23 protein-coding genes are annotated in these 20,969 nt (G+C 58.2%); 12 read left to right on the forward strand and 11 right to left on the reverse strand.

What is annotated here, in order from left to right; all coding sequences use genetic code 11:
- Positions 1 to 641: 641 nt before the first annotated feature.
- The gene (locus GTP41_RS19280) at positions 642 to 1,301 is read left to right on the forward strand and encodes a hypothetical protein (RefSeq protein ID WP_161027204.1); all 660 of its coding nucleotides are present in this window, start codon (positions 642 to 644) and stop codon (positions 1,299 to 1,301) included.
- A 70-nt stretch (positions 1,302 to 1,371) separates the two neighbouring features.
- Here GTP41_RS19280 and GTP41_RS19285 read toward each other — a convergent pair whose 3' ends face one another.
- Both GTP41_RS19285 and GTP41_RS19290 read right to left on the reverse strand, forming a co-directional pair.
- Positions 1,372 to 1,737 (reverse strand): hypothetical protein, encoded by a 366-nt coding sequence (locus GTP41_RS19285; RefSeq protein WP_161027205.1) that lies wholly within the window; start codon positions 1,735 to 1,737, stop codon positions 1,372 to 1,374.
- A complete protein-coding gene (locus tag GTP41_RS19290) occupies positions 1,734 to 2,186 on the reverse strand; it encodes a hypothetical protein (protein WP_161027206.1) in 453 nt (150 codons plus the stop codon). Before GTP41_RS19290 ends, GTP41_RS19285 begins: the two co-directional genes overlap by 4 nt.
- Positions 2,187 to 2,397: 211 nt before the next feature.
- Here GTP41_RS19290 and GTP41_RS19295 point away from each other — a divergent pair, with 211 nt between their 5' ends.
- From GTP41_RS19295 to GTP41_RS19305, 3 genes are all read left to right on the forward strand, one after another.
- Entirely contained in the window at positions 2,398 to 3,429 is a 1,032-nt protein-coding gene (locus tag GTP41_RS19295) for a retron St85 family effector protein (protein WP_161027207.1), read from the forward strand.
- Entirely contained in the window at positions 3,419 to 4,357 is a 939-nt protein-coding gene (locus tag GTP41_RS19300; protein WP_161027208.1) for a retron St85 family RNA-directed DNA polymerase, read from the forward strand. Before GTP41_RS19295 ends, GTP41_RS19300 begins: the two co-directional genes overlap by 11 nt.
- A gap of 397 nt (positions 4,358 to 4,754) precedes the next feature.
- Positions 4,755 to 5,672: a hypothetical protein gene (locus GTP41_RS19305; protein WP_161027209.1), complete on the forward strand. Its 918-nt coding sequence runs from the start codon at positions 4,755 to 4,757 to the stop codon at positions 5,670 to 5,672.
- Positions 5,673 to 5,912: 240 nt separating this feature from the next.
- Here GTP41_RS19305 and GTP41_RS19310 read toward each other — a convergent pair whose 3' ends face one another.
- Both GTP41_RS19310 and GTP41_RS19315 read right to left on the reverse strand, forming a co-directional pair.
- Positions 5,913 to 6,398, reverse strand: a complete 486-nt coding sequence (locus GTP41_RS19310; protein WP_161027210.1) for a type II toxin-antitoxin system YhaV family toxin — start codon at positions 6,396 to 6,398, stop codon at positions 5,913 to 5,915.
- Complete coding sequence (locus GTP41_RS19315; protein ID WP_161027211.1) at positions 6,395 to 6,721, reverse strand: type II toxin-antitoxin system PrlF family antitoxin; 327 nt, start codon at positions 6,719 to 6,721, stop codon at positions 6,395 to 6,397. Before GTP41_RS19315 ends, GTP41_RS19310 begins: the two co-directional genes overlap by 4 nt.
- Before the next feature lie 314 nt (positions 6,722 to 7,035).
- On the opposite strand from GTP41_RS19315, the gene GTP41_RS19320 reads away from it, so the two are divergent.
- The 8 genes from GTP41_RS19320 (at position 7,036) to GTP41_RS19355 (ending at position 16,435) form a co-directional block, all read left to right on the forward strand.
- Positions 7,036 to 8,502: a TonB C-terminal domain-containing protein gene (locus GTP41_RS19320; protein ID WP_229502974.1), complete on the forward strand. Its 1,467-nt coding sequence runs from the start codon at positions 7,036 to 7,038 to the stop codon at positions 8,500 to 8,502.
- A 95-nt stretch (positions 8,503 to 8,597) separates the two neighbouring features.
- Positions 8,598 to 9,344 (forward strand): HNH endonuclease, encoded by a 747-nt coding sequence (locus GTP41_RS19325; RefSeq protein ID WP_161027213.1) that lies wholly within the window; start codon positions 8,598 to 8,600, stop codon positions 9,342 to 9,344.
- A 215-nt stretch (positions 9,345 to 9,559) separates the two neighbouring features.
- A complete protein-coding gene (locus tag GTP41_RS19330; protein ID WP_161027214.1) occupies positions 9,560 to 9,907 on the forward strand; it encodes a c-type cytochrome in 348 nt (115 codons plus the stop codon).
- The gene (locus tag GTP41_RS19335) at positions 9,904 to 11,271 is read left to right on the forward strand and encodes a D-arabinono-1,4-lactone oxidase (RefSeq protein WP_161027215.1); all 1,368 of its coding nucleotides are present in this window, start codon (positions 9,904 to 9,906) and stop codon (positions 11,269 to 11,271) included. The genes GTP41_RS19330 and GTP41_RS19335 overlap by 4 nt, the downstream gene beginning before the upstream one ends.
- Positions 11,268 to 12,557, forward strand: a complete 1,290-nt coding sequence (locus tag GTP41_RS19340) for an alanine racemase (protein WP_229502971.1) — start codon at positions 11,268 to 11,270, stop codon at positions 12,555 to 12,557. The genes GTP41_RS19335 and GTP41_RS19340 overlap by 4 nt, the downstream gene beginning before the upstream one ends.
- 41 nt (positions 12,558 to 12,598) lie before the next feature.
- A complete protein-coding gene (locus tag GTP41_RS19345) occupies positions 12,599 to 14,608 on the forward strand; it encodes a neutral/alkaline ceramidase (RefSeq protein WP_161027216.1) in 2,010 nt (669 codons plus the stop codon).
- Positions 14,609 to 14,667: 59 nt separating this feature from the next.
- Entirely contained in the window at positions 14,668 to 15,321 is a 654-nt protein-coding gene (locus GTP41_RS19350; RefSeq protein WP_161027217.1) for a TetR/AcrR family transcriptional regulator, read from the forward strand.
- A gap of 115 nt (positions 15,322 to 15,436) precedes the next feature.
- Positions 15,437 to 16,435 (forward strand): tetratricopeptide repeat protein, encoded by a 999-nt coding sequence (locus GTP41_RS19355; RefSeq protein ID WP_161027218.1) that lies wholly within the window; start codon positions 15,437 to 15,439, stop codon positions 16,433 to 16,435.
- Positions 16,436 to 16,494: 59 nt separating this feature from the next.
- Here the strand turns inward: GTP41_RS19355 and GTP41_RS19360 are convergent, their stop codons facing one another.
- From GTP41_RS19360 to soxX, 7 genes are all read right to left on the reverse strand, one after another.
- On the reverse strand, positions 16,495 to 17,250 hold the full coding sequence (locus GTP41_RS19360) for a hypothetical protein (RefSeq protein ID WP_161027219.1): 756 nt from the start codon (positions 17,248 to 17,250) through the stop codon (positions 16,495 to 16,497).
- Positions 17,251 to 17,387: 137 nt separating this feature from the next.
- On the reverse strand, positions 17,388 to 18,653 hold the full coding sequence (locus GTP41_RS19365) for an NAD(P)/FAD-dependent oxidoreductase (protein ID WP_161027220.1): 1,266 nt from the start codon (positions 18,651 to 18,653) through the stop codon (positions 17,388 to 17,390).
- The gene (locus GTP41_RS19370) at positions 18,650 to 18,973 is read right to left on the reverse strand and encodes a c-type cytochrome (protein WP_161027221.1); all 324 of its coding nucleotides are present in this window, start codon (positions 18,971 to 18,973) and stop codon (positions 18,650 to 18,652) included. The genes GTP41_RS19365 and GTP41_RS19370 overlap by 4 nt, the downstream gene beginning before the upstream one ends.
- Complete coding sequence (gene soxA / locus GTP41_RS19375) at positions 18,970 to 19,647, reverse strand: sulfur oxidation c-type cytochrome SoxA (protein ID WP_161027222.1); 678 nt, start codon at positions 19,645 to 19,647, stop codon at positions 18,970 to 18,972. Before soxA ends, GTP41_RS19370 begins: the two co-directional genes overlap by 4 nt.
- 116 nt (positions 19,648 to 19,763) lie before the next feature.
- On the reverse strand, positions 19,764 to 20,087 hold the full coding sequence (soxZ, locus tag GTP41_RS19380) for a thiosulfate oxidation carrier complex protein SoxZ (protein ID WP_161027223.1): 324 nt from the start codon (positions 20,085 to 20,087) through the stop codon (positions 19,764 to 19,766).
- 1 nt (position 20,088) lies between these two features.
- Positions 20,089 to 20,532 (reverse strand): SoxY-related AACIE arm protein, encoded by a 444-nt coding sequence (locus GTP41_RS19385; protein ID WP_161027224.1) that lies wholly within the window; start codon positions 20,530 to 20,532, stop codon positions 20,089 to 20,091.
- On the reverse strand, positions 20,529 to 20,966 hold the full coding sequence (gene soxX / locus GTP41_RS19390; RefSeq protein WP_161027225.1) for a sulfur oxidation c-type cytochrome SoxX: 438 nt from the start codon (positions 20,964 to 20,966) through the stop codon (positions 20,529 to 20,531). Before soxX ends, GTP41_RS19385 begins: the two co-directional genes overlap by 4 nt.
- Between the last annotated feature and the right edge of the window lie 3 nt (positions 20,967 to 20,969).

A 20,969-nucleotide genomic window follows, 5' to 3' on the forward strand; every position in this document is an offset into this window, starting at 1 on the left:
ACGGGACCAAAGTGGAACTCGTGAAAACTACCAGTGAATTGTTGAGGAGGAACGGCGGGGCGGTAAAGATTCATAAAGGAGACCGGCGCATTCCAAGAAGAACGAACCTATCCGCGATCCGCAGACCCCAAAAAATCCCCAGGATGAGATGTCCTTCCGACGGGAGTCTTGCATTTAAGGGGGAGCAAATTTGAGATTCTCTGCCCCCCACTCGACATCACGTGCCTTGTATATCCCCCTGGGTCGTTCACTGGATTTGGGCAAAGTACCCCATTTTGCTTTCAATTCTCGATGGCAAACGGTCATATCCAGCGCTTGCATCCACATGTCCAACGACGGTTGCAGCATCACCTTTGTCCGGGCCTTAGACATGGATTAAATTTGATGTACATTACTTACTTGACGCTACCAAATATTTTTCAGAATATCAGTGTTCACGTTCCAATTGTTTTATTATCAAAATAACCACCGAGGGCAATAATGACAGTACCAAAAAAGCCGGGATCGACACCAGTCACACCAAGTAAACCTGCTCCTAGGCCGGCACAAGACGGTGCTTTAGGAAACAAGGCGCCACCGCGTGATCAAGTCAGGTCTACGACGGTCACGCAACGTGTTCCAACTCCTCCGCCAACAAAAAAATGAACTCGAGTGAGCCGCCCAGCGACGTTAGTTTAAAGCTAAATGAGGTCAAATTTAGGGCCGAGCTGTCCGCGCTTTATCATCAGAAACGTGAACGCTTTTTTGAGCTATTTGACAAACTGAGCAAGGTTGCTAACTTGTTTGCCGGTTCTGCCGCCTTATGGAAGGCCGCCGATTCGAAATCTCTCTCGGCGGTCGCAATAGTTATGAGCGTATCGTCCGCCTTAGCGTTGGTATTTTCCTGGTCCGAAAGGGCGAGACGTCACAGCGAATTAGCGAGAAGTTACCGAGATGTATTAACAAAAATTGCACTAGAAGGAGAAGAGTCGCTCGAGCTGAAGACAATAAACTCATGGGCAAGCGAACTGTGCGCAATTGAAGCGAAGGAGCCTCCTTCGCTTGCGGCGCTCGTTGTTGCATGCCATAACGAGCTGGCAATCGCGCGCAACCAAGATTCTGAATATCACCCACAAAGTCTTTTGGTGCGATGCAGTATGCATTACTTCGACTTGCCGCATGCTCCAAAAAAACTCAACGTCGTTTCTAGCTCAGATGCACAGTCCTATACTGGAGGAGCCTTGAAGTTTTCCCTTGGTTTGGTTGTAGGAATAGCTTCATGTGCCATCGCTTATGGGATGAGTGATGGAATTCTGCCCTAAACTCGAAAAAACGGGCTCCGTTCGTGGAGGTCAATCTGGATAATCTAAGGAACCGTCCGAATAGCGCTGATTAACCATCGCTCACACCCCAAACTGTCGTCCGACGAGCCGCTACAAGGCGCGTCAGCATCGCGACATTTTTCCAGACCATATCCATCGTAATGCGGCTCTGCCGCGCAACCTGGCTGCATGCCATGATTACGATTTGAAGCGGGACTTCGTCGAAGAGCGTGCACACGTGCGCGAAAAACTTGCTTGGGACCCGGCCCGTCGATAAAGCATCAACCACGGCCAGTTCATCCATCGCATCGCTATAGCTGACACTGGCGGCCTGTGCTGCCATCCAAACCCAGCGACGCTCCCCAAGTGGCTGCAACGTTTCGGTATCCAATCCAAGCACCCGTGAAGGTACCCACACGATCGGTTTCATCATCATTTCCGCATGGCCGCACTAATGAAAGCAGCTGAAATGGACGCTACCGCCGCGAGCACAGCGACGGTGATTGGAATGATGACAGTCTTCCACGCTTCCTTGCGCTGAGTTTGCTGCGCGTGAAGATCCACTGCTAGTGCCATTAATTTTGCGGTGGTATCCGCATGAAGGGTCGGCCTGAGTTCGTCTCCGTTATCGTTGGAAACTGGCTCTTGGACATTCCTCGCTATCAATGAGACGTGGGCTCGCCTCTTCCCTTCTGGTTTAACGCGGAAAAACTCGCGGTGCTGCAAGCCGATCTCAATCCAGGACGACGCACTAGAGGGCGTCCCCTGCAACTCTTGAACAAGGCCTTCTTCGCTTCGACGCGTCATTGGCGAAAGAGCTAAGGCCTGAATTAAAGCAAGCACGTCAGGCAATCGGCCTTCTATGAGGTACGGGTGCGTTTTCATAGTTAATACTCATTGAGATAGTGGGCGCCAGTATACGACGTGATTACTTTAATCAAAGTACTCAAGCAGTCACGTTGCGCAATGCGCAACATCTGTTGGCTTTGTTGACAAAGTGAAATTCTATGGTAGTCTGTCGTTTCTCAATTACGCGTTTGATGATCGCTAATATTGCTTGATCATTAATGTCGGGCGTTTCGCCAGACTGTCTTGATTGTTTGCACTGGCAGCGCAGAAAGCCGCGCCCGGCCCGGACTGCGGGCTGGCGCCCTTGCCGTCCCGTGCACGTCTTCCTGCGCTGTTTTCAATGGTAGTTGAGCCCCAACACTTGGATAAAATAATCACATCGTTAGCGAGCGCAATCGACCTGCAAAAATCAAAGGTCAAGGTCGGCCCCCAGCGGGTTACCGTTTTTGGTGGCCCCGCTCTAGACGATGAAAATAAACCCACTTCACAAAGGGCAATTTTTTTACTTTCCCCTGGAGCTCTAGCCGACCATCTGGTAGTACCCGAAGATTTTAAGAATTGGAATCATTTCGGCACTTATGACAATCTATTGAACTTTGAAGAAGATGTTTGCGCATTAGTCGACACAGTTCTTGTCTTTCTAGAGTCGGCCGGCTCAATTGCCGAATTTGCCGCTTTCATCAAGAATAAAGATATTGCCCCAAAGCTCTTTGTTGTTGCCAACTCTGAGCACGATCAAGACTCGTTCATACGGCTCGGATTGATAAAATATCTAACTTCCGAATACTCCAATCGGATTAACTTTATCACCTCCCGAGCCTCCAGCTTAGAGATCGAAGAGATTCAATTTATTCTTGCTGAGATCAACAAGCGCTTCCAAAACACCCCAAGGGCACCTGCATTTACTAGAACCAACACTCGTCATATGATGTACTTGATTGTTGATTTTATAGACTTGATCCAGGTCGCCAGAATTTCAGACATTCAACTCTTCCTCAAAGAATTAGGTTTCCTAGTAAGCAAACGACGAACGGAGCAATTAATTTTAGCCTTAAAAAATGTTCGACTAATCAACGAGGATCGAGTACTCAGTGAACGGTGTTTTTTTCTTGACGACGCCACCTCATTGATCGATTACTCGTTTCATGTTGGCGCTACTGCCAAGCGGTTATCGTGGAAGGCTCGACTTTTTGAAAAAACGATGGACGACAAGTGGCGAGCATTCGCATTTCGGCACTTGAAACAGCCGCAGCAAAAGGAGCTTTCTAATGTCGCTTAGAGACCAGCTCCTAAGAGCCCTGCCCTTTAATGCAACCGAGCTGGACTTGTTGATCTGGTCTGCTCCCCTACGGTATAAAACTTACTATATTAAAAAAAGACAACCCGGTCTTTTTAGGGAAGTCTCCCAACCTACGCCCGAGGTAAAACTGTTGCAACGATGGCTTGTTGCGAACGTACTGAGCAATTTCCCAGTGCACACTTCTGCTAAAGCATACAAACGAGGCACGGGATTAATCGAAAACGTTCAGCCCCATGTGCAACATAGATTTCTCCTAAAAGTAGATTTCGAGAATTTTTTCCCATCAATAAAAGCGGATCACTTTATCAGATTTGCAAGCGATGCTGGGATCGATGATTTGGATTCGAATTTAATGAAACAGGTTCTATTTAAGCGAACCAAAGGAACCGGTAGTCTAGCACTGGCCATTGGCGCGCCAAGCTCCCCTCATTTGTCGAACCTTATGTTGCATAGTCTTGATTGCGCCTTAGCTTTGACGGCAAGTCGAGAAAACATTGCTTACACCCGGTACGCAGATGACCTCAGTTTCTCAACCTCTACCCCAGGAGTTCTCTCCGAGTTTGAGAAAAAGCTTCCTCTCATAATTCGTGAAAACTGCGATATACCACTCAAGTTAAATGCGGAGAAGACGATTCACGCATCAAAGAAGAGCGGCCGACGAATTACGGGATTGACCATCACGCCGCAAGGCACTATTTCAGTTGGACTCGAACAAAAGAAATTATTGCGGTCTCAAATACATCGCTTTAGCAAAAATGAATTAAATGCCGAGTCCATACAGAGCCTTACGGGTTACATAGCGTACCTAGCGTCAATTGAACCAGCGCATCTTGTGCGGTTAGCACGTTACTACGGAATTGACGTCATGCGGGCTCTTTATCCGCCAATTTCTGATTTGCTGGTGTGAGCAAGCGGTGGGATCGCACTTCTTTGCAACTTGAAACGAAAGCATTTGCGCTGATAAAGGGAGCCAACGAAACGATGGGAAGCACTGGGCAGAAAGCCATCGCGGAGCATGCGCACGTGCGCTAAGCTAAGTACTTCCACGCAATCTGGCGGGCCAGTTTATCTTTAACCATGCCCCGTCCTCTATCACCTCATTGTAGCTAATGCGCGCTCTGTGCTGTCATCCAGACCCGCGACGCGTACCAACTAGTGGCTGAGTTTCTGCACCCAGGCCATGCGCTAACACCTCCTAAGTCAACAGCCAGGCCAACGCCGGCACGCTGGCACAAGTGCTGGAGCGCGTGCTGCGATGATCGGCCTGGTACAAACCTTCCTAATCACCTTTTGGAGTATTCGCGATGAGCGATAAAGAAATAGATAAGCCGAGTTCAAAACTTAGTACGTACAAAGAGATTGCCGAATTGATAGGCCTGTATGCCAAGTGGGGGACGCTTGCCGTTGGCGGGTTGTGCCTGCTAATTTACAGCAATGAGATTGATCAGTTCCCGGAGGGTATCAATCTTGGCGAAGGGCTGGCGTTCTACCTGGTGAGTGCGGGGTTCTTGATCGCGTACACCGTGTTCGCCATTGCGGTAACCGCCATGGGATCGGTATTGATGGCATTACCAACAAATATTTTTGAACGTTCTCGCCACAACCGTTCAGTAACTAGCCGCGCACACATCGAATCACAGCTCAAACCCGATTACTCACCGATGTGGAGCGGCCCGGTGCTGGGCATCGGGTGTCTCGGACTAATCATCTGGGTACTCTACTCGCTCAAGAATCCTTTCAACGGTATAACCTTCGCTCCTGTCCCATTGATGCAAGGCCTTTTAATCGCGCTGTTGTTGGGAGTCCAGCAGCGTCTGGCTGTTCTCGATGTAAATCTTGTGCTGGGTGGCAGCAATGCCGAAGAAATTGATCGAAAACGAGCGAACAACCGCTTTGCGCAAAAGTGCTTTTTCATTGGGCTCGTTGTATGCCCAATGCTGCTCGCTCCAAATCGGACATTCCTCGTCGACGCTGGATTCAGAATTGCTCAACTAAGAAAGGACAATGCGACAATCCACGTGAAAAAACCGTGGGCAGATCGCGTAGCCAACTCAACATTAAAACAGCGAAGTAGCTTCCTTGGTAATGACTACGTTGAGTTCGATCACGTAGATGTACTTTTGAGATCGGTTGGCACTAAGGTGGTCATCTCGTTACCACAAGCCAGTGATAAGCCAGTTACGCGGCTATCGATTCCATCAGAAGCTATCGTGGTTGAATAAGCGGCCTGTGCAAGGGGGCGACGTCGTCGACCTCTTGCTACCTTCACCCGCAACTACCCGGACACGGCGGTCTATCAACGCCGCTGTTTCCTCGAGTTCGCTGGCAACGCCTGGCCGCAGAGATGGAAACTCGAGATGCCAATTCTCTAAGCTGAAAGGGTTGGGCCATCGCAAGTTTCAAAGCCGGCGTTTTGCGGCAGGCGTAAAATACCCTAGCCGTTCCCAGCCGTGTGCAATCATTCAATCCGGATGGCGGGTCGCGATTTGCCGCAGGCGTGACTCTTCACGGGACGCCTCTGCGAGCAAGGTAGGCCAATCATCTGGCGGGTGCCCACCCTGTACCATTTTGCGGAAGACGCGGTAAGCATCATCATCGCTTTCGTAAGCCCGTTTTGTGTCTTCGTCATTGACCCATGCCAGGACAATCAGTTTGCTGGCGGCGTGATATCGAAAGAAGAGCCGATACTGTTGGAAGAACTTGGCGCGGAACCAGTGCTTAAAGTCTTCTCCCAGCGCGTCACCCTGGCGAAACTCGGGTCGCGTCGGATCCTGCGGGATTACATCAAACGCCAGCTTCGTGATGGCTGCCAGGCGCTTTGTCGCGTTCTTCTTTACATAGCCAGTTGGATCTTTTTGCTTCAGAGCCTCCACCTGCCTGACCAGGATTTCAAGCTGGGCTAGGAATAGCGGATGGGCGAATACTGCCCAGCCATGTATTTGCATCATTCGTCATCCGGCGACAGTGGCGCGTCGAGGTCGATTTCGACTTCTTTGGTCAGGGCACGTAGGTGTCGGACCAACTGGTCATCCACCAGTTGCAGGCGCTCTGGGGAAACGGTCATGTCGTTTGCAAGGAATCGCAAAAACTCACCCAAGACCGGATCGTCCCCCTCGGCATTCACACGCGACAAGACTACCTCTCCATTGGAACCAATGGTGTATTGGATTTTGTCCCGCTTTCCCAGACCCAAGGCGCGACGTACCTGCTCCGGCACCGTAGTTTGGAATCGGTCAGTCAACGTTGATTCGGCTTTCAGGATGGCTGCCATGGCATTTCTTACTGCGGAGAAGTGGTGATTTTCATGGTAATGCGATTGCATTACCTCGTCAAGTTTAACATGTGGGGAAAGCAGCCCCTCGCCATGGCTCGGCCGCCACACCTAATACGCCATTCGCTCAACATCCGCTTGCCTTATGGTAGGCTGTATTGATCTTCTCGCAACCCCTTTCAAAACACCGCGATGGCCAGCAATCCAGCAAACTTGAATGACAGTGCGCTTCAATTCGCGGGGCTTGCGGCTTGAGCACATCTCTCGTCAGTCAGCGTGACCCGTGGCGCCTGAGCATAGCGGTGTTGATCTCCATGCTCGTGCATGCGCTATTTTTGAGCATGGCGATCGGCGGCCAAGGCTTAGGACTTCCAGGCTTGCATCTTCCATGGCAGGAACGTCGCCTGCAGGCGAACGACTTGGAGATCTTGCTGCTACCGACACGATCCGCGGCACCGGCTTCACCGCTGCCATTGCCTCCCGCTGAAATCCCCCTGCCGATAGCGCCACCCACGCCGGCAGCCGCCGCAGAAATGCCGCCCAACACCAGCTCTGCGGTATCTGCGCCCCAGCCTGTGCCAGTTGCGTCACCGGCTCGAACAGTTGCTCCCCCACCGGCCACCACCGCGGCCAAAACGCCAGATATTCCATTGCCCACCGCTCCGGCGGCACCGCCAGTCGTCCTGCCTACCTTAGCCGAGACGAAGCAAAAACAGCTCGAGCAAGAAACGCGTGAACGCGCCATTGAGCAGGCGCGTTTTGAGCAAGAGAAGCAGGTTGCAGAGAAGCTCCGGCAATCGGAACTCCTCGCAGAAGCCCAACGTGAAGCAGCGCGCCAGGATCTGCTGCGGCAAGAGGCCGTCCGCGTCGAGGCAGCACGCGTGGAAGCGGCTCGTGCGGAGGCTGCGCGAGTTGAGGCCGCACGAATCGAAACTGCGCGGGTCGAGGCCGGGCGCATTGAACTCGCCCGTCAGGATGCTGCGCGACGTGAGGCGCTTCGCCTGGAGCAAGCAAAGCAGGAAGAAGCGGCCCGTGCTGAACAAATAGCAAAGGCGGACGCGGCGCGGCGGGAGGCGGAACGTCTCGAGCAGGCGCGCCAGGAAAACCTGCGGCGCGAAGCGCTCCGCCAGGAACAGGCAAGGCAAGACGAAAAGGCGCGTCAGGATGCGGCCCGGCAGGAGCTGGAGCGAGCCCAGAACGCGCGGCTTGATGCGGAACGACAGGAAGCAGCGCGGCAGGACGCCGTCAGGCAAGAGGCGGCACGACTGGAGCAGGCGCGCAAAGAACAGGCGCAGCTTGCGAAGGCCAAGCAGGAGGCCGAGCGTGAGGAGCGCCTGCGCGCCATTGGCAGGCAACTCAATGAGGAAGCTGCGCAGCGGGAGGCGGCACTAAAGAATCCGTCGCGCTCACTGCTTCCAACAGTTAGCGCTCTGCGCCGGGGATGGCTCTTTGGCCGGGCCGACCCGAACGCCGAGTTGGTTCAGTATGCGGATGCCATCGGCAAGAAGTTCGAGCTCAATATGGCGTTCGATATGGTCCGCGATATAGTGAAACAGCGTCACGTCTCACCGATGGTCACGATCGCGGTGCGGGCCGACGGCTCTGTGGAGAAGGTGACGTTCGTGGTCTCCAGCGGCGTGCCGGCGATCGATGAAGGCATTCGGAAAATAATTGCGAGCCATGCGCCCTTTGGCGCCTTCCCACCTACTCTGGCACGTCAGTATGACGTGATCGAAATTCGCCGAACCTGGGTGTTCGACACCGCCATTCGCCTGCAATAGCCTGCGCGGGAAGGCCATAGCTCGTAGCTGGTTACTAAAAGTATTGCTGTGCTACACTTGGTTGCAAACCAACAATAGGTATTGCAACCAACTATATGTCGGCAGAAATCGAAGGCCAAAGTGATTGGTCCCAGGCAGAACTGGACGCGGCCGTTGTCGCTTATTTGCAGATGCTTCGCCATGAGCTTGAAGGTACCGCCTATGTCAAAGCTCATTACAATCGACAACTGCGTGAGAGCAAACTTGCCTCGCGCAGCAAGGGCTCGGTCGAAATGCGAATGCAGAACATTTCGGCGGTCATGATGGAGCTGAAGCTTCCGTTTATTTCTGGCTATCTACCCAAAGGGCAGGTTGGAAGTCGCGTAAAACCCTTCCTCATTGCTGCCATCGAAAGTCATAGCGGGAATATGCCATGGGCGGCCACATCAGACCCAAAGATCCTGGATGATCGCGTTGGCGTGATGCTAACCCAGCCTCTAGTCGAAGCGCCTCCCGGCAATCCCACTCCGAAACGAAGCACTTCTCAAGTCACTGTCTACGAGCGTAGCCCTGCGGTCAAAGCCTGGGTACTTAAGCACGCGGGGCCTTATTGCGAAGCTTGCCATGCGGTTGCGCCATTTGAGGCACAACCTGGCATTCCGTACTTGGAAGTTCATCATGTGAAGCCTCTTTCCGAGAACGGTGAGGATACGATCGAAAACGCTGTCGCTCTGTGCCCCAACTGTCATCGACGATGCCACTTCTCACATGCTCGGGCCGAATTCATTGCGGAACTCTATTACAAAATTCCACGCCTACTTCCACGCCCAATCGATGAAAGCGGCGTTGACATCTACATTTGATAAGTCCACGCAGCACCCCAGATGCAAACTCTGTCAATGACTCTGCAAATCACGCAGTCATTGAGGCTGTCGATGCGCTGGTTACTTCCCTCCTCCGCCTCGACTGTATGTAGCTTTTCTCGCAATAAAATTGCACACCTCAAGAAAAACATTGTTTTTTTCTAAGTTCATCGTTACTCTCATTTGACCTTATCCCACTTGATGAAGGGGTGTCGATGCGAGCATTGTTGGGGGTTGCAGTTTTACTGGCTGCCTGTTCGGGCGCCAAGCAAGAGCCGGGGGCGGCAGACCTGCAATGGGCTGAATCTTCACGGCCCGCTAGCGCGCAACTGGCCGAGCGCTACGAACGATCCTGCATGGCCTGCCATTCCGTGAACGGCACCGGCGCGCCGCTGGCCGGCTTTGCCCCGCACTGGAAACCGCGCATCGACAAAGGCATCGACCAGCTGGTGCGCCACGCGAGCGAAGGCTTCAACGCCATGCCCGCCATGGGCGCCTGCAACGACTGCAGTGCGGACGACCTGCGCGCCCTCACCCTCTTCATGGCAAGGAGCGGAACATGAAGCAGCGCCGTCTTTTCCTGAAGGCCGGCGCCATGGCTGCTGCGGCTGGCCTGCTGGTGGGCCGCACGCACGCCGCGCAGGCGCAAACGCGCACCATCCGCTGGAAGAACTGGTCGGAGGTGCAGCAATGCCAGGCCAAATCACTGGCCACACCAGCCGACGAGCAGGCGCTGGCCGACCTGCTGCGCAACGCCACCGGCACGGTGCGCTGCGTGGGCGCGGGCCATTCCTTCACGCCCCTGGTGCCGACCAACGACACCATCGTCTCCCTGGAGCGTATGCACGGCGTGCTCGCGCACGACAAGAGCGCCATGACGGCCACACTGCGCGCCGGCACGCGCCTTTCCATGCTGTCGCGCCAGTTGGACGCCCAGGGCGTCGCCCTGCGCAACCTGCCGGATATCGACATGCAGTCGCTGGCAGGCGCCATCAGCACCGGCACGCACGGCACCGGCGCTACTATCCAGGCCATGCATGCGGACGTAACGGCCCTTCGCCTGGTCACGCCGCAGGGCGAGGTGGTGGAGTGGAACCAGGAACGCCATCCCGAGCAGATGGCGGCGGCGCGCGTTTCCCTCGGCAGCCTGGGCGTGATTACGCAGGCCACTGTGAGGGTGGTGCCCGCCTTCAGCCTGCACCGCAAGGTATGGCTGCGGCCGATTGGCGAAATGCTGGAGCGCGCCGGCGAGCTGGCTGCCAAGCATCGGCACTTCGAGTTCTACTACCTGCCCTTCACCGGTTACGCGGCAGCCATTGCGCACGACGAGTACAAAGGCAGCGACGTGCTGGTGCCGCACTCCCAAGACGAGGAGATGCTGAGCGACCTGCGCACCCTGCGCGACTGGCTGGGTAGATTCCCCGACCTGCGGCGCTGGACGGCGGGCAAACTGATCGACCCGGACTTGACCGAGGAAGCCAAGAACCGTTCGTGGAAGCTGCTCTCCACGGTACGCCCAACGCGCTTCAACGAAACCGAATACCACGTACCGCGCGAAGCGGGCATTGCCTGCGTGCGCGAGATCATCGCAGCGCTGGAGAAGCGCAACGAGGTATTCTTCCCCATGGAGTTCCGCTTTGTGAAGGGGGACGATGCCTGGCTTAGTCCCTTCTACAAGCGCGACAGCTGCTCCATCGCCGTGCATGCGGCTCATGGAGAGGCTTACGATTACCTTCTATCCGACCTGGGCCCCATCTTCCGCAAGCACGGCGGCCGGCCGCACTGGGGCAAGCTGCATAACCTGGGCGCGAAGGAACTGACGACGCTCTACCCCCGCTGGAACGATTTCCTGGCGCTACGGCAGCAGATGGACCCTAAAGGCCGCATGCTGAACCAGCATCTGCGCACTTTGTTCGGGGTGGCATGATGGTGGCGCTGAAACGACGCGCGGTCATCACGGCGATAGGCGCCGGCCTGGTTGGTGCGGCGGCGCTGGCGGTTCGTCCGCGCGACAAGGGTGCGCCGCATGCAGAGTACTTTGCGCGGGCGTCGCAGGCTTTGCGCGCGGCCGGCATTGCCACGCCGACCATGGTAATCGACAAGGACAGGCTGCTGGCCAATGCGCGCCAGGTAATGCAGAACGTGAACGGCCGCCTGCCATTGCGCCTGGTCGCCAAATCCCTGCCCTGCCTGCCCTTGCTGGACCTGCTGATGCAAACCATGCAGACGCGCCGGCTGATGGTGTTCAACCTGCCCTACCTGCAGCAACTGGCGGCGCAGCGTTCGGATGTCGATCTTTTGCTGGGCAAGCCTTTGCCGGTTGCGGCGGCGGCGGAGTTTTATCGCAGCTTCCAGGGCGGGCAGTTCCAGCCGGGCCAGCAGCTGCAATGGCTGGTGGATTCGCCGCAACGCCTGGCCCAGTATCGCGACCTGGCACGCGCGCAGCAGCTGGACATGCGCGTGAGCCTGGAGATCGATGTAGGCCTGCATCGCGGCGGCGTGGATAGCGCGCAGATGCTGCAGGAGATGCTGGCCATCCTCAAGGCGGAACCGCGCCTGCATTGGAGCGGGATGATGGGGTACGACGCGCATGTGCCCAAGCTTCCGCTGGCGAGCCTGCGGGAAAAGGCGCTGGCGGATGCCAAATCCATCTACCAAGAATATGCGGGGCTGGCAAAGCAGGCGTTGCAGCCGGCAGGTACGGGTGGTGCGCTTGTTCTCAATGCTGGAGGCTCGCCGACCTATCGCATGCATGACGGCAGCGGCGCGGCGAACGAGATTGCGCTGGGATCGGCACTGGTCAAGCCGAGCGACTTCGATACAGAGGCGCTGCAAGACCTGGCCCCAGCGGCCTTCATCGCCACACCGGTGCTGAAGGCGGAGCGACGCTTCCAGATGCCGCGCGGGGTGGAGGCTTTGAGCGATGCGGCGCGCGCGTGGGATGTGAACCAGGAGCGCGTCTACTTTGTCTATGGCGGCAACTGGATGGCAGATCCGGTATCGCCTGCCGGCCTGGCGCCAAGCGGGCTATATGGCAATTCGTCCAACCAGCAGGCCTTGCTGGGCTCCGGCGCGCAGCAGCTGCAGATGGACGACTATATCTTCTTCCGGCCGCGCCAGAGCGAGTCGGTTCTTCAGCAATTCGGCGACATCGCATTGATGGAGTCGGGACGCATTATCGAGCGCTGGCCCGCCATGCCAGCCATGCCATAAGTTTTTTTCCGGTAGTTGGTCAACTTCGAAGGGGGACGTTCATGACGAATTCAGTTCGGTTCGTGCGCCTGGCTTCTGTGTTGGGCGCAATTCTGGTTGGTGGTGCGGCTTACGCCGATCCTTTCCTGGTCGGGCGCGGCATGTCCGACATTACCGGCGAGGCGGCGGAGGTGGGGATGATGGGCTACGGCTCAACATCGCAGGTGACGGCGGGCATCCATATGCGGCAACGCGCGCGGGCATTCATTGTGGTGGACCAGGCCAGCGGCAGGCGCATGGTCTTCGTCAACAATGACCTGGGTATGGTGTTCCAGGGCGTGCAGCAGGCGGTGCTGCGACAGCTGCAGGCGAAGTACGGCAACACCTATGGGCCGGAGAATGTGATCCTGTCTGCCACGCATACGCATGGCGGGCCTGGCGGGCATTCCCATTATGCCCTGTACAACTTCACCACGTATGGATTCAACAAGCGCACGTTCGATGCCATCGTCAGCGGTATGGTGGCGGCTATCGACAAGGCGCACCGCGACCTGAAACCGGGCAGCATCGCCATCGGCAAGGGCGAGCTGACCGATGCAAGCAACAACCGCTCGATGCAGGCCTACCTGCGCAATCCACAGGCGGAACGCGAGCGCTGGGGGCGCAATATCGATCCGGAGATGACGGTGCTGCGCTTCAAGCAAGGCAGCGCGGATGTGGGGGCGATCAGCTGGTTCGCCACGCATGGCGTTTCCATGACGCCCACCAATCGCCTGATCACGCCGGACAACAAGGGCTATGCAGCGTGGCGCTGGGAGCATGACCTGAAAGGCGTGCGCTACAACTCCGATGCGGACTTTGTGGCGGCCTTCGCGCAGTCGAACGCCGGCGATATGACGCCGAACCTGAACCTGGACGGCACGGGCCCCACCGCAAACGAGCTGGAAAACACGCGCATCATCGGCGAACGCCAGCTGCAGAAGGCCCTGTCCATCTATAACGGCGCGCTTGAGGCGCTTTCCGGCACGGTGGATTACCGCCAGCGCTATATCGACTTCTCGCGCGTAACGGTAGCTGGCGGCTTTGCAGACGGCGTATCACGCAGCACGTGTCCCGCGGCGATTGGCAGCGCCTTTGCGGCCGGCACCGAGGATGGGCGCGGCCTGGACGGCTTCAACGAGGGCGACCTGGCGGGCAATCCCTTCTTCACGGCCCTGGGCGGTGTAATTGCGCCCGCGCCGCAGTGGGTGCGCGATTGCCATGGCGCGAAACCGGTGCTGCTGGCCACGGGGACGCAGTCGCCCTTCCCCTGGTCGCCTGAGGTGCTGCCGGTTTCCATCGTGCGGATCGGGCAGCTGGCGATCATTGCCGCCCCGGCGGAATTCACGATCATGGCGGGGCGGCGCGTGCGCGAGACCGTCAAGGCGGCGCTGGGGGATAGCGTGCGGCACGTGGTCTTCGCCGGCTACTCAAATGCCTACGCAGGCTATGTGACCACGCCGGAGGAGTACGACGCGCAGCACTATGAAGGCGCGTCCACCCATTTCGGCAAGTGGACATTGGGCGCATACCAGCAAAGCTTCCATGAGCTGGCAACGGCCTTGCGTCAAGGGACTTCAGCCGGCAGCAATGCGGCTGTGCGCGACCTGACCAACAACCAGATGTCTTTCCAGACTGGCGTGGTGCTGGATAACACGCCGGTCTTCAAAAGCTTCGGCGATGTGGAACGCCAGGCCAATGCAAGCTACTTGCGCGGGCAGCGGGTCGAAGTGTCATTCTGGACGGGGCACCCCAAGAACAACCTGCGCCAGAATGGCACTTTCCTCGAGGTGCAACGATGGGATGGCACGACATGGCGCACCGTAGCGACGGACGGGGATTGGAACACCACATACCGATGGGAGCGCGTCGATCCGGTATGGGGAACGTCGCGCGCTGTCATCGGCTGGGACATTCCCGCCACTGCGGCAACCGGGCAGTACCGGATCCGCCACTACGGGGACTACAAGAACGGCTGGAACGGCAATGTCTATGGGCTGACGGGAACCAGCAGGACTTTCCAGGTCAATTGAACGGGGTGCGCAGCCAGGAATTCCGCGTAAAATGGCTGCGCACTTCACCAGAACACAGCATGGACAAACCCAACTCCGTTGAACAGCGCAAAGCGCGCGAGTCAGAGCAGCGCCGCAAGGACATCATCAAGGCTGTCCGTTCCCTCATTCGAACTGGCGGCGCACGCGAGATCACCCTGCGCAAGGTCGCGGAGAAGGCGGGGTTCTCCACCACCGTGGTCTATAACCTATTCCAGAACAAGGCCACGCTGATCACTCAGGCGATGGACAGCGATTTGCTTGACCTGGTCAAGACCATGCGCAATTCGATGGATGCCAAGTTGCCGCTGCTGGAGAACATCCGCCGGGTGGGACGGGCGTATGTCACCTTCGGCATGCGCCATCCGGACCAGTATGCGCTGGTGTTCATGGAGCGCCGTCCTCACGCGCCGGTGGAAAGCTCGCGCGTGGAGCATGGCAATTCGATGCAGGATCCTTATGCGTTTGCGTGCCAGTTGTTTGTCGACCTGGCCGCAACTGGAGCGATTCCAGCCGACCAGGCGGAAGCCATGGCCCAGATCTACTGGGAGGGGCTGCATGGCATGGTGTCGCTACGCTTGGTGTTTGGCGATGGTGAGGCTTGGTTTGAGCATGACGAGTTCAATCGGCATTTGGATGCGTTGATCGATGTGCTCATGACGGGCATTTTGCATCGCTCACAGTCAACAGCGTAAAACTTCGGCTCCCTATTCTGGTTCTCATACCTCATCGCGCCATTGATTCTTATCAAAGGCCCATCTCCTCCCTGCTGCCTACAATCGAGTTCACACTCTTTCAAAGGGAGCCGTCATGGAATTCAAGGTCTTTGAGGACAAATCCGGTGCCTTCGTCTTTAACGCTCCCGGATCTCAGGAAACGGCGGACAGGTTTGAACTTCTGTTAGAGGCCTTCAAGGACGGGCGCATACCCCAAAAGCGCATGGTCTCCATCTGCGAGAACATGATGCGCGATTTTCCGCCGCTGCTGCGGCCCTACCACGTCCTCGCAACCATCTATTTCGCGAAGGGGAAGCATGAGAAGGCCCTGGCCACTGCGGTGCGCGGACTGGGCTCAGTCCACTACATGTTTCCGGATGATTTCACCGGTGCGATCCCATGGCATCACGATGGCAACCGCCCTTACCTGGACCTGTTGAAGACCATACTGCTGTGCCACATCGCCAGCAAAAAGTTTGAGAAGGCCGTCGAATGGTGCGGCTTGATCCAGCGGGCCGACCCGGACGATAGCTGCGGCGTGCGCTTCATCATGGGCCATGTCTTGTTGCGTTCCGGTGAAATGGAAAAGGCGCAGGCGTGGTTTGCCGATCATGGGACGGAATACGCGCCCTATTACTACGAGCTTGGCCTTTGCTGCGTGCGTGAAGAACGCTATGTCGAGGCGGCCACCGCGTTCCGGCGCGGCATCGCGATCAACCCTTATATCGCGGAGATGATCTTTAACGGCCACAAGCCAAATCCCTATGCGGTCATGCATTTCTGGGCCAATGAAATGCCGCCGCTGGCCGAGCTATATCTCAACTCTTACTCGGACCTGTGGGAGGATGGTTTGCTGGAACAGCGCTTCCTTTACTGGATCTTCAACCATTCGAAGGTGCTGGAGGAGCGGGCGCGCTTGATGGCTTGCCGCGAGCAGCGCTCAATCGATACCGATTTGCCGCACCCGAAGGAGCAGGTTGCGCACTACCGCATGCTGGTCGACGCGATCAACGACCAGCAATCGCGCGAGATCGTTCAGCGCCGGCCCGGTGGCGATGGCTTCATGGAATGGCCGTGGGAAGTCTACCGTTAGATCAGCTGCGCGCAGGCGGCCCAGCTCTTGCGCGTAGTGCTGCAGTAGTTTTTCCATAGTCATTGGCGAACGTTGACGACGATTTTTATGCCGACCTCGCGCTCGAATCGGGCCAGGCGATAGATCCACAGGTAGGCGTGTACCACCAGGCGGGAGATGGTGTGCGCCGCCATCGGTGTGGTGATCAGCGCGCAAAACGCGAGGCTGGAGCTGGATTTGTCGTAGCTGACGTTGGCGAGCAGGATCGGCGCGCCGGCGATGATGGCGGCGGCCATTGACCAGCCGTCGATGCGGGTGGGACCGACCGGGTGGCGGCCAACGTGCGTCAACAGGGTATTGATGGAATGGGTGGTGATGACGTTCTCTTTCAATTCGTCAGCGAGAAAAGTTTCGAAGCGGCGGCCTGTGTCCTTGTCGCTCGCAATGCTCCAGATGCGGATCAGGGCGAGCACGCCTCCTGCGATCATCATGAGCATTGCCACTGTCTTCCATGCGGGCGACGGTAGTGCGTATGCCGCCAGGACGATCGCGGGAGCGACCAGCATGCAAAGCGGGACAAGGAAGATGAAGACCATGGTGACCAGCGCAGTGTCCAGCAAGCGTTCGGGGTTGCCGCGCCGGGAGGCAAGCCGCCAAAGGTACAACACGCCGGCGAAATGCGCGAGCAACAGGCAAAGCTGCAAGCGCAGGCCGAGCGGGTTGAACGAGATCGGCATGGCAAACAGCGAGAGCAGCAGATTGCATGTGCCCCATGAAAGGGCGGAGACATGCCAGAGGTTTGGTCGGGCTTGCGCGCTGGGTCGGGGGTTACGCATGGTGTCACCATTAGTCAGGGCTAGCCCGACCAATGGTGGCACTTACGAGCACAGCAGCATTTGCGTTAGCACAAAGGTGGTGCTGGCTGCCTTATGGAAAATGTCCACTTTTCTTCCTGACCCCAGGGTGGACATTTTTAGGTGAGCATGTCGGACCAGATGTTGTGGGCCCAGCTGTTGGCGTAGTGGCCTTCGAGCTCGGTGGGGGCGGGGCTGACGCCGCCGCTGCCGGGGACGACGAGCAGCGTCTTCTTGTCGGTGTTGTAGACGTGCACGCTGGCGACGTGGATCACGTCTTTGTCGCTGACGTAGCTGTAACAGGTGTTGGTGAGCAGGGGTATCTGTTCGGGTGTGCGGCCGGCCAGCAGGTCGACCACCGCGGCGGCGCAGACCTTGCCGTGCTGGTTGGCCATGTGGCCGGATTTTGGCATCAGCGGGGAACCCTGTATGGCGTCGCCTATCACGTGGATGTTCCTGGCTTGCGTGGATTCGAATGTGATGAAGTCGACTTCGCACCAGCGTTTGTTCATGTTGGCCAGGCCGGTTTGCGCGGCGATGGCGCCGGCACGGTGCGGGGGAACGACGTTCAGCACGTCGGCCCTTACCTTGTCGCCCAACTCGGAGATGGCGGTGCGCGTGGCGACTTCCACTGCGGTGGTGCGGTAGCTGGGGCGGTATTCAATGATGCCGGGGTAGCGCTCTTTCCATACCTTCTTGAACAGGGGGCCTTTGCTGACAACGTCTTCGTTGGCGTCGAGCAGGAGGACTTTGGATTTCGGCTTGTGTTGGCTGAAGTAGTGGGCAACCTGGCAGGCGCGTTCGTATGGGCCGGGCGGGCAGCGGTAGGGTGCGAGTGGGATCGTCATGGCGAAGACGCCGCCGTCGTGCATGGCTTCGAGCTGGGCGCGCAGGGCTGTGGTTTGCGGCCCGGCTTTCCATGCGTGGAGGATCTTGTCCTGGGCGCCGGCGACGTCCATGCCGGACACTTCGTTCCACAGGAATTCAATGCCGGGACTGAGGATCAGGCGGTCGTATCCGAGCACTTCGCCGCTTAACAGCTTGATCGTGCGCTTTTCAGGGTCGATGCTGGAAGCACTGTCGTGCAGGATCTTCACGCCGTGCCGGCGCTTTAGATTGTCGTAGCTGCGGGTCAGGTCGTTCAGCTGGCGCGAGCCGCCCAGCACGAGGTTGGAGAGGGGGCAGCTGACGAACTTGGCGTTGGGTTCGATCAGGGTGACGTCGATGCTGCCGTGGCTCCACATGCGGATGTATTTGGCCGCCGTTGCGCCGCCGTAGCCGCCGCCGACGACCACGACGTGGGGCCGGGCCTGGGTGGCAATGGTGGCGCAGCCGGTGGTGGCTACCAGCACGGCGCTGGCTTGCAGGAAGTCGCGGCGCTTCATTTGGCGTCTCCTTTGCGTTGGGCGGCGAAGTAGCTTGCCAGGGCTTCCAGTTGTTCGTCGGTGTAGCCCTTGGTGAGCTGGGTCATGATCGTGGCGGGGCGCTTGCCTGTCTTGAAGTCTTTCAGGGCGGCCAGGAGCTGCTCTTTCGGCTGCCCTGCCAGCGGCGGCAGGGCATTGCCTTGGGTGGCGCCGTTGGTGCCGTGGCAGCCGGTGCAGCTGGCGGCCAGGCGGGCGCCGGCCGGGATGCTTTCTGCGGCTTGGGCTGGACTCAGCGCGGCGGCGCTCAATGCGATGGACAGGGCGGCGGCGGGTATCTTCATGGGCGGACTCCTGGCGTTTCCATTGGCATGCCTTGGGCGCGTTGGGCGAGGTAGGCTTCAAGGTCTACCAGGTCGGGCGCGCCGTAGGGGGGAACTTCGGCTCTTACTCCGCTCATGCAGTTGCGCAGGCGGCGTTGCAGGCTGCCGACGCCTTGCCATTCAAGGCGGTAGATGGGGTAGGCGTTGGCGTGGCCTTGCGGGATCAGTGCGCCGGCCAGGCGTTTGCCGGCGTTGTTGTCGTGGCATTGGGCGCAGCTCAGGTTGAGCTGGCCGATGCGGGTGGTGAAGAGCTTTTGGCCTCGGGCGGCGGCTTGGCGGGTCTGGGGGTCGCGTGACGGTGACACGGGCAGGCCTCGGCTTTGCAAGGCGACGTAGGCTTCCAGTGCGAGCAGCTCGGCGGATTCTTGCGGCAGCGCGGCGGCTTGCTGGGCGTTGCTGCGGCATTGGTTGATTTGCTGGCTGAGGGTGATGACTTTTCCGGCGGGCGCGGAGAAGCGCGGGAAGCCGGCGGCTTTGCTGCGCATGCTTTCTTTGGCGTCGCTGTGGCAGGCGGCGCAGGATTTGCCGTTGCTGTCTTTCGGTGCGGTGTGCCATAGCTGTTGGCCGTTGGCTATCCAGAGCATGGCGGGATTTTGCGTGTCCTCGCGCTGCATGGCTTGGGTGGCGGGGCTCATGTACTCTGTGCCGGATTTTAAACCCGGTAAACCGGGGTACGACGCGAAGGGTCGGCCCCCGTCTGTGCGGCAGCTGGTGGTGAACACGAGCGTTAGGAGCAGCGCAAGTATTCGCGTCATGGTTGCACCGTTAGCTGCTTGCGTTCTGTTTGGGTGAAGGCGTTGTCGCCGCTCCAGGTGAACTCTAATGCGCCGCCTGTTGTCGCTTTGAGGTGGAAGGCGAGGTATGGGTTGGCGCTGATGGCGGGGTGCAGGTCGGCGGCGATCACCAGCTTGCCGTTGTACTTGCATTCAAAGCGGCGGATGATGTCGCGGGCGATGGGCTTGCCGTCGCTGCCGGGGCGGTAGCCGGTTTCCATGGGGTGGGCGATCAGGGCGCGTATCTCGATGATTTCGCCGGCCCTGGCGCTCGCGGGCATGTGGATCAGGGCGGTGGCCATGTCAGATCGCCTCCCCTTCTATGCAGGCGGCCAGGGTGACGATCACGTCGATCGATTGCTGCCACCATTGGCCGTCGCTGGTGCGTGCGAGGGCGGTGATGTGTTGGCTGGTGGCGAGGCGGATGCGGGTGCTGATCTCGGCTTTGCCGCTGGCGGCTGTCAGCTGGAAGCGGACGACGTCGGGCAGGGGGTTCTTTTCGTTGAAGATGGCGAAGTCGGTGACGTGGTCTTGCTCGGTCATGGGGCTTGCCACGCGCACGGTGATGGGGACTGCATTGCCGTTATCGATCAGTTTGGCGATGTCGATTTCCACGCGGGCTTTTTGCGGCTTGGCGTTTTGCGTGTAGGCGGCGATTGCCTGGGCCATTTCTTCCGGCGTGGCTTGCGCGGGGCGGATAATCGCCAGTAGCGGCAGCGCTGCGAGCAGGCGGCGGCGCGTGATCATTTGGCGGCCTCGCGCAGGGTGGCCAAGTAGGCGACAACGTCTTCTATTTGCTGCTCGCTCAGGATCGGCTTGCCGCGCTGGGCGGGCGCGACGCGGGTCAGGCCTTCTGTCTTGTGGTACGCGGGCATGATGGTGTCGGGGTTCAGGGTGCTGCTGTCTTTTATGCGCTGGCGTAGCTGCTCTTCTGTCCAGCGGCTGCCGGCGCCGGCCAGGTCGGGGGCGAGGTTGCCTTGGAAGCGTTCTTCCGGGATGGGGGCGCTATGGCAGAGGAGGCAGAGGCCGAGCTGGCGGTTGGCGACTATTTCCCGGCCGCGCTGTGCGTCGCCGGGGGCGGCTTGGGCGGTCGCTGTTATGGTTGCGGCTAGCAGGAACAGGGGAACCAGGGTACGGCCCTTGGGCCGGACCCTGTCTGTTCTGCTGCCGCCGGGTGCCATTTC

Origin of the sequence: Pseudoduganella guangdongensis (assembly GCF_009857475.1) — a bacterium.
Taxonomy (GTDB): domain Bacteria; phylum Pseudomonadota; class Gammaproteobacteria; order Burkholderiales; family Burkholderiaceae_D; genus Rugamonas; species Rugamonas guangdongensis.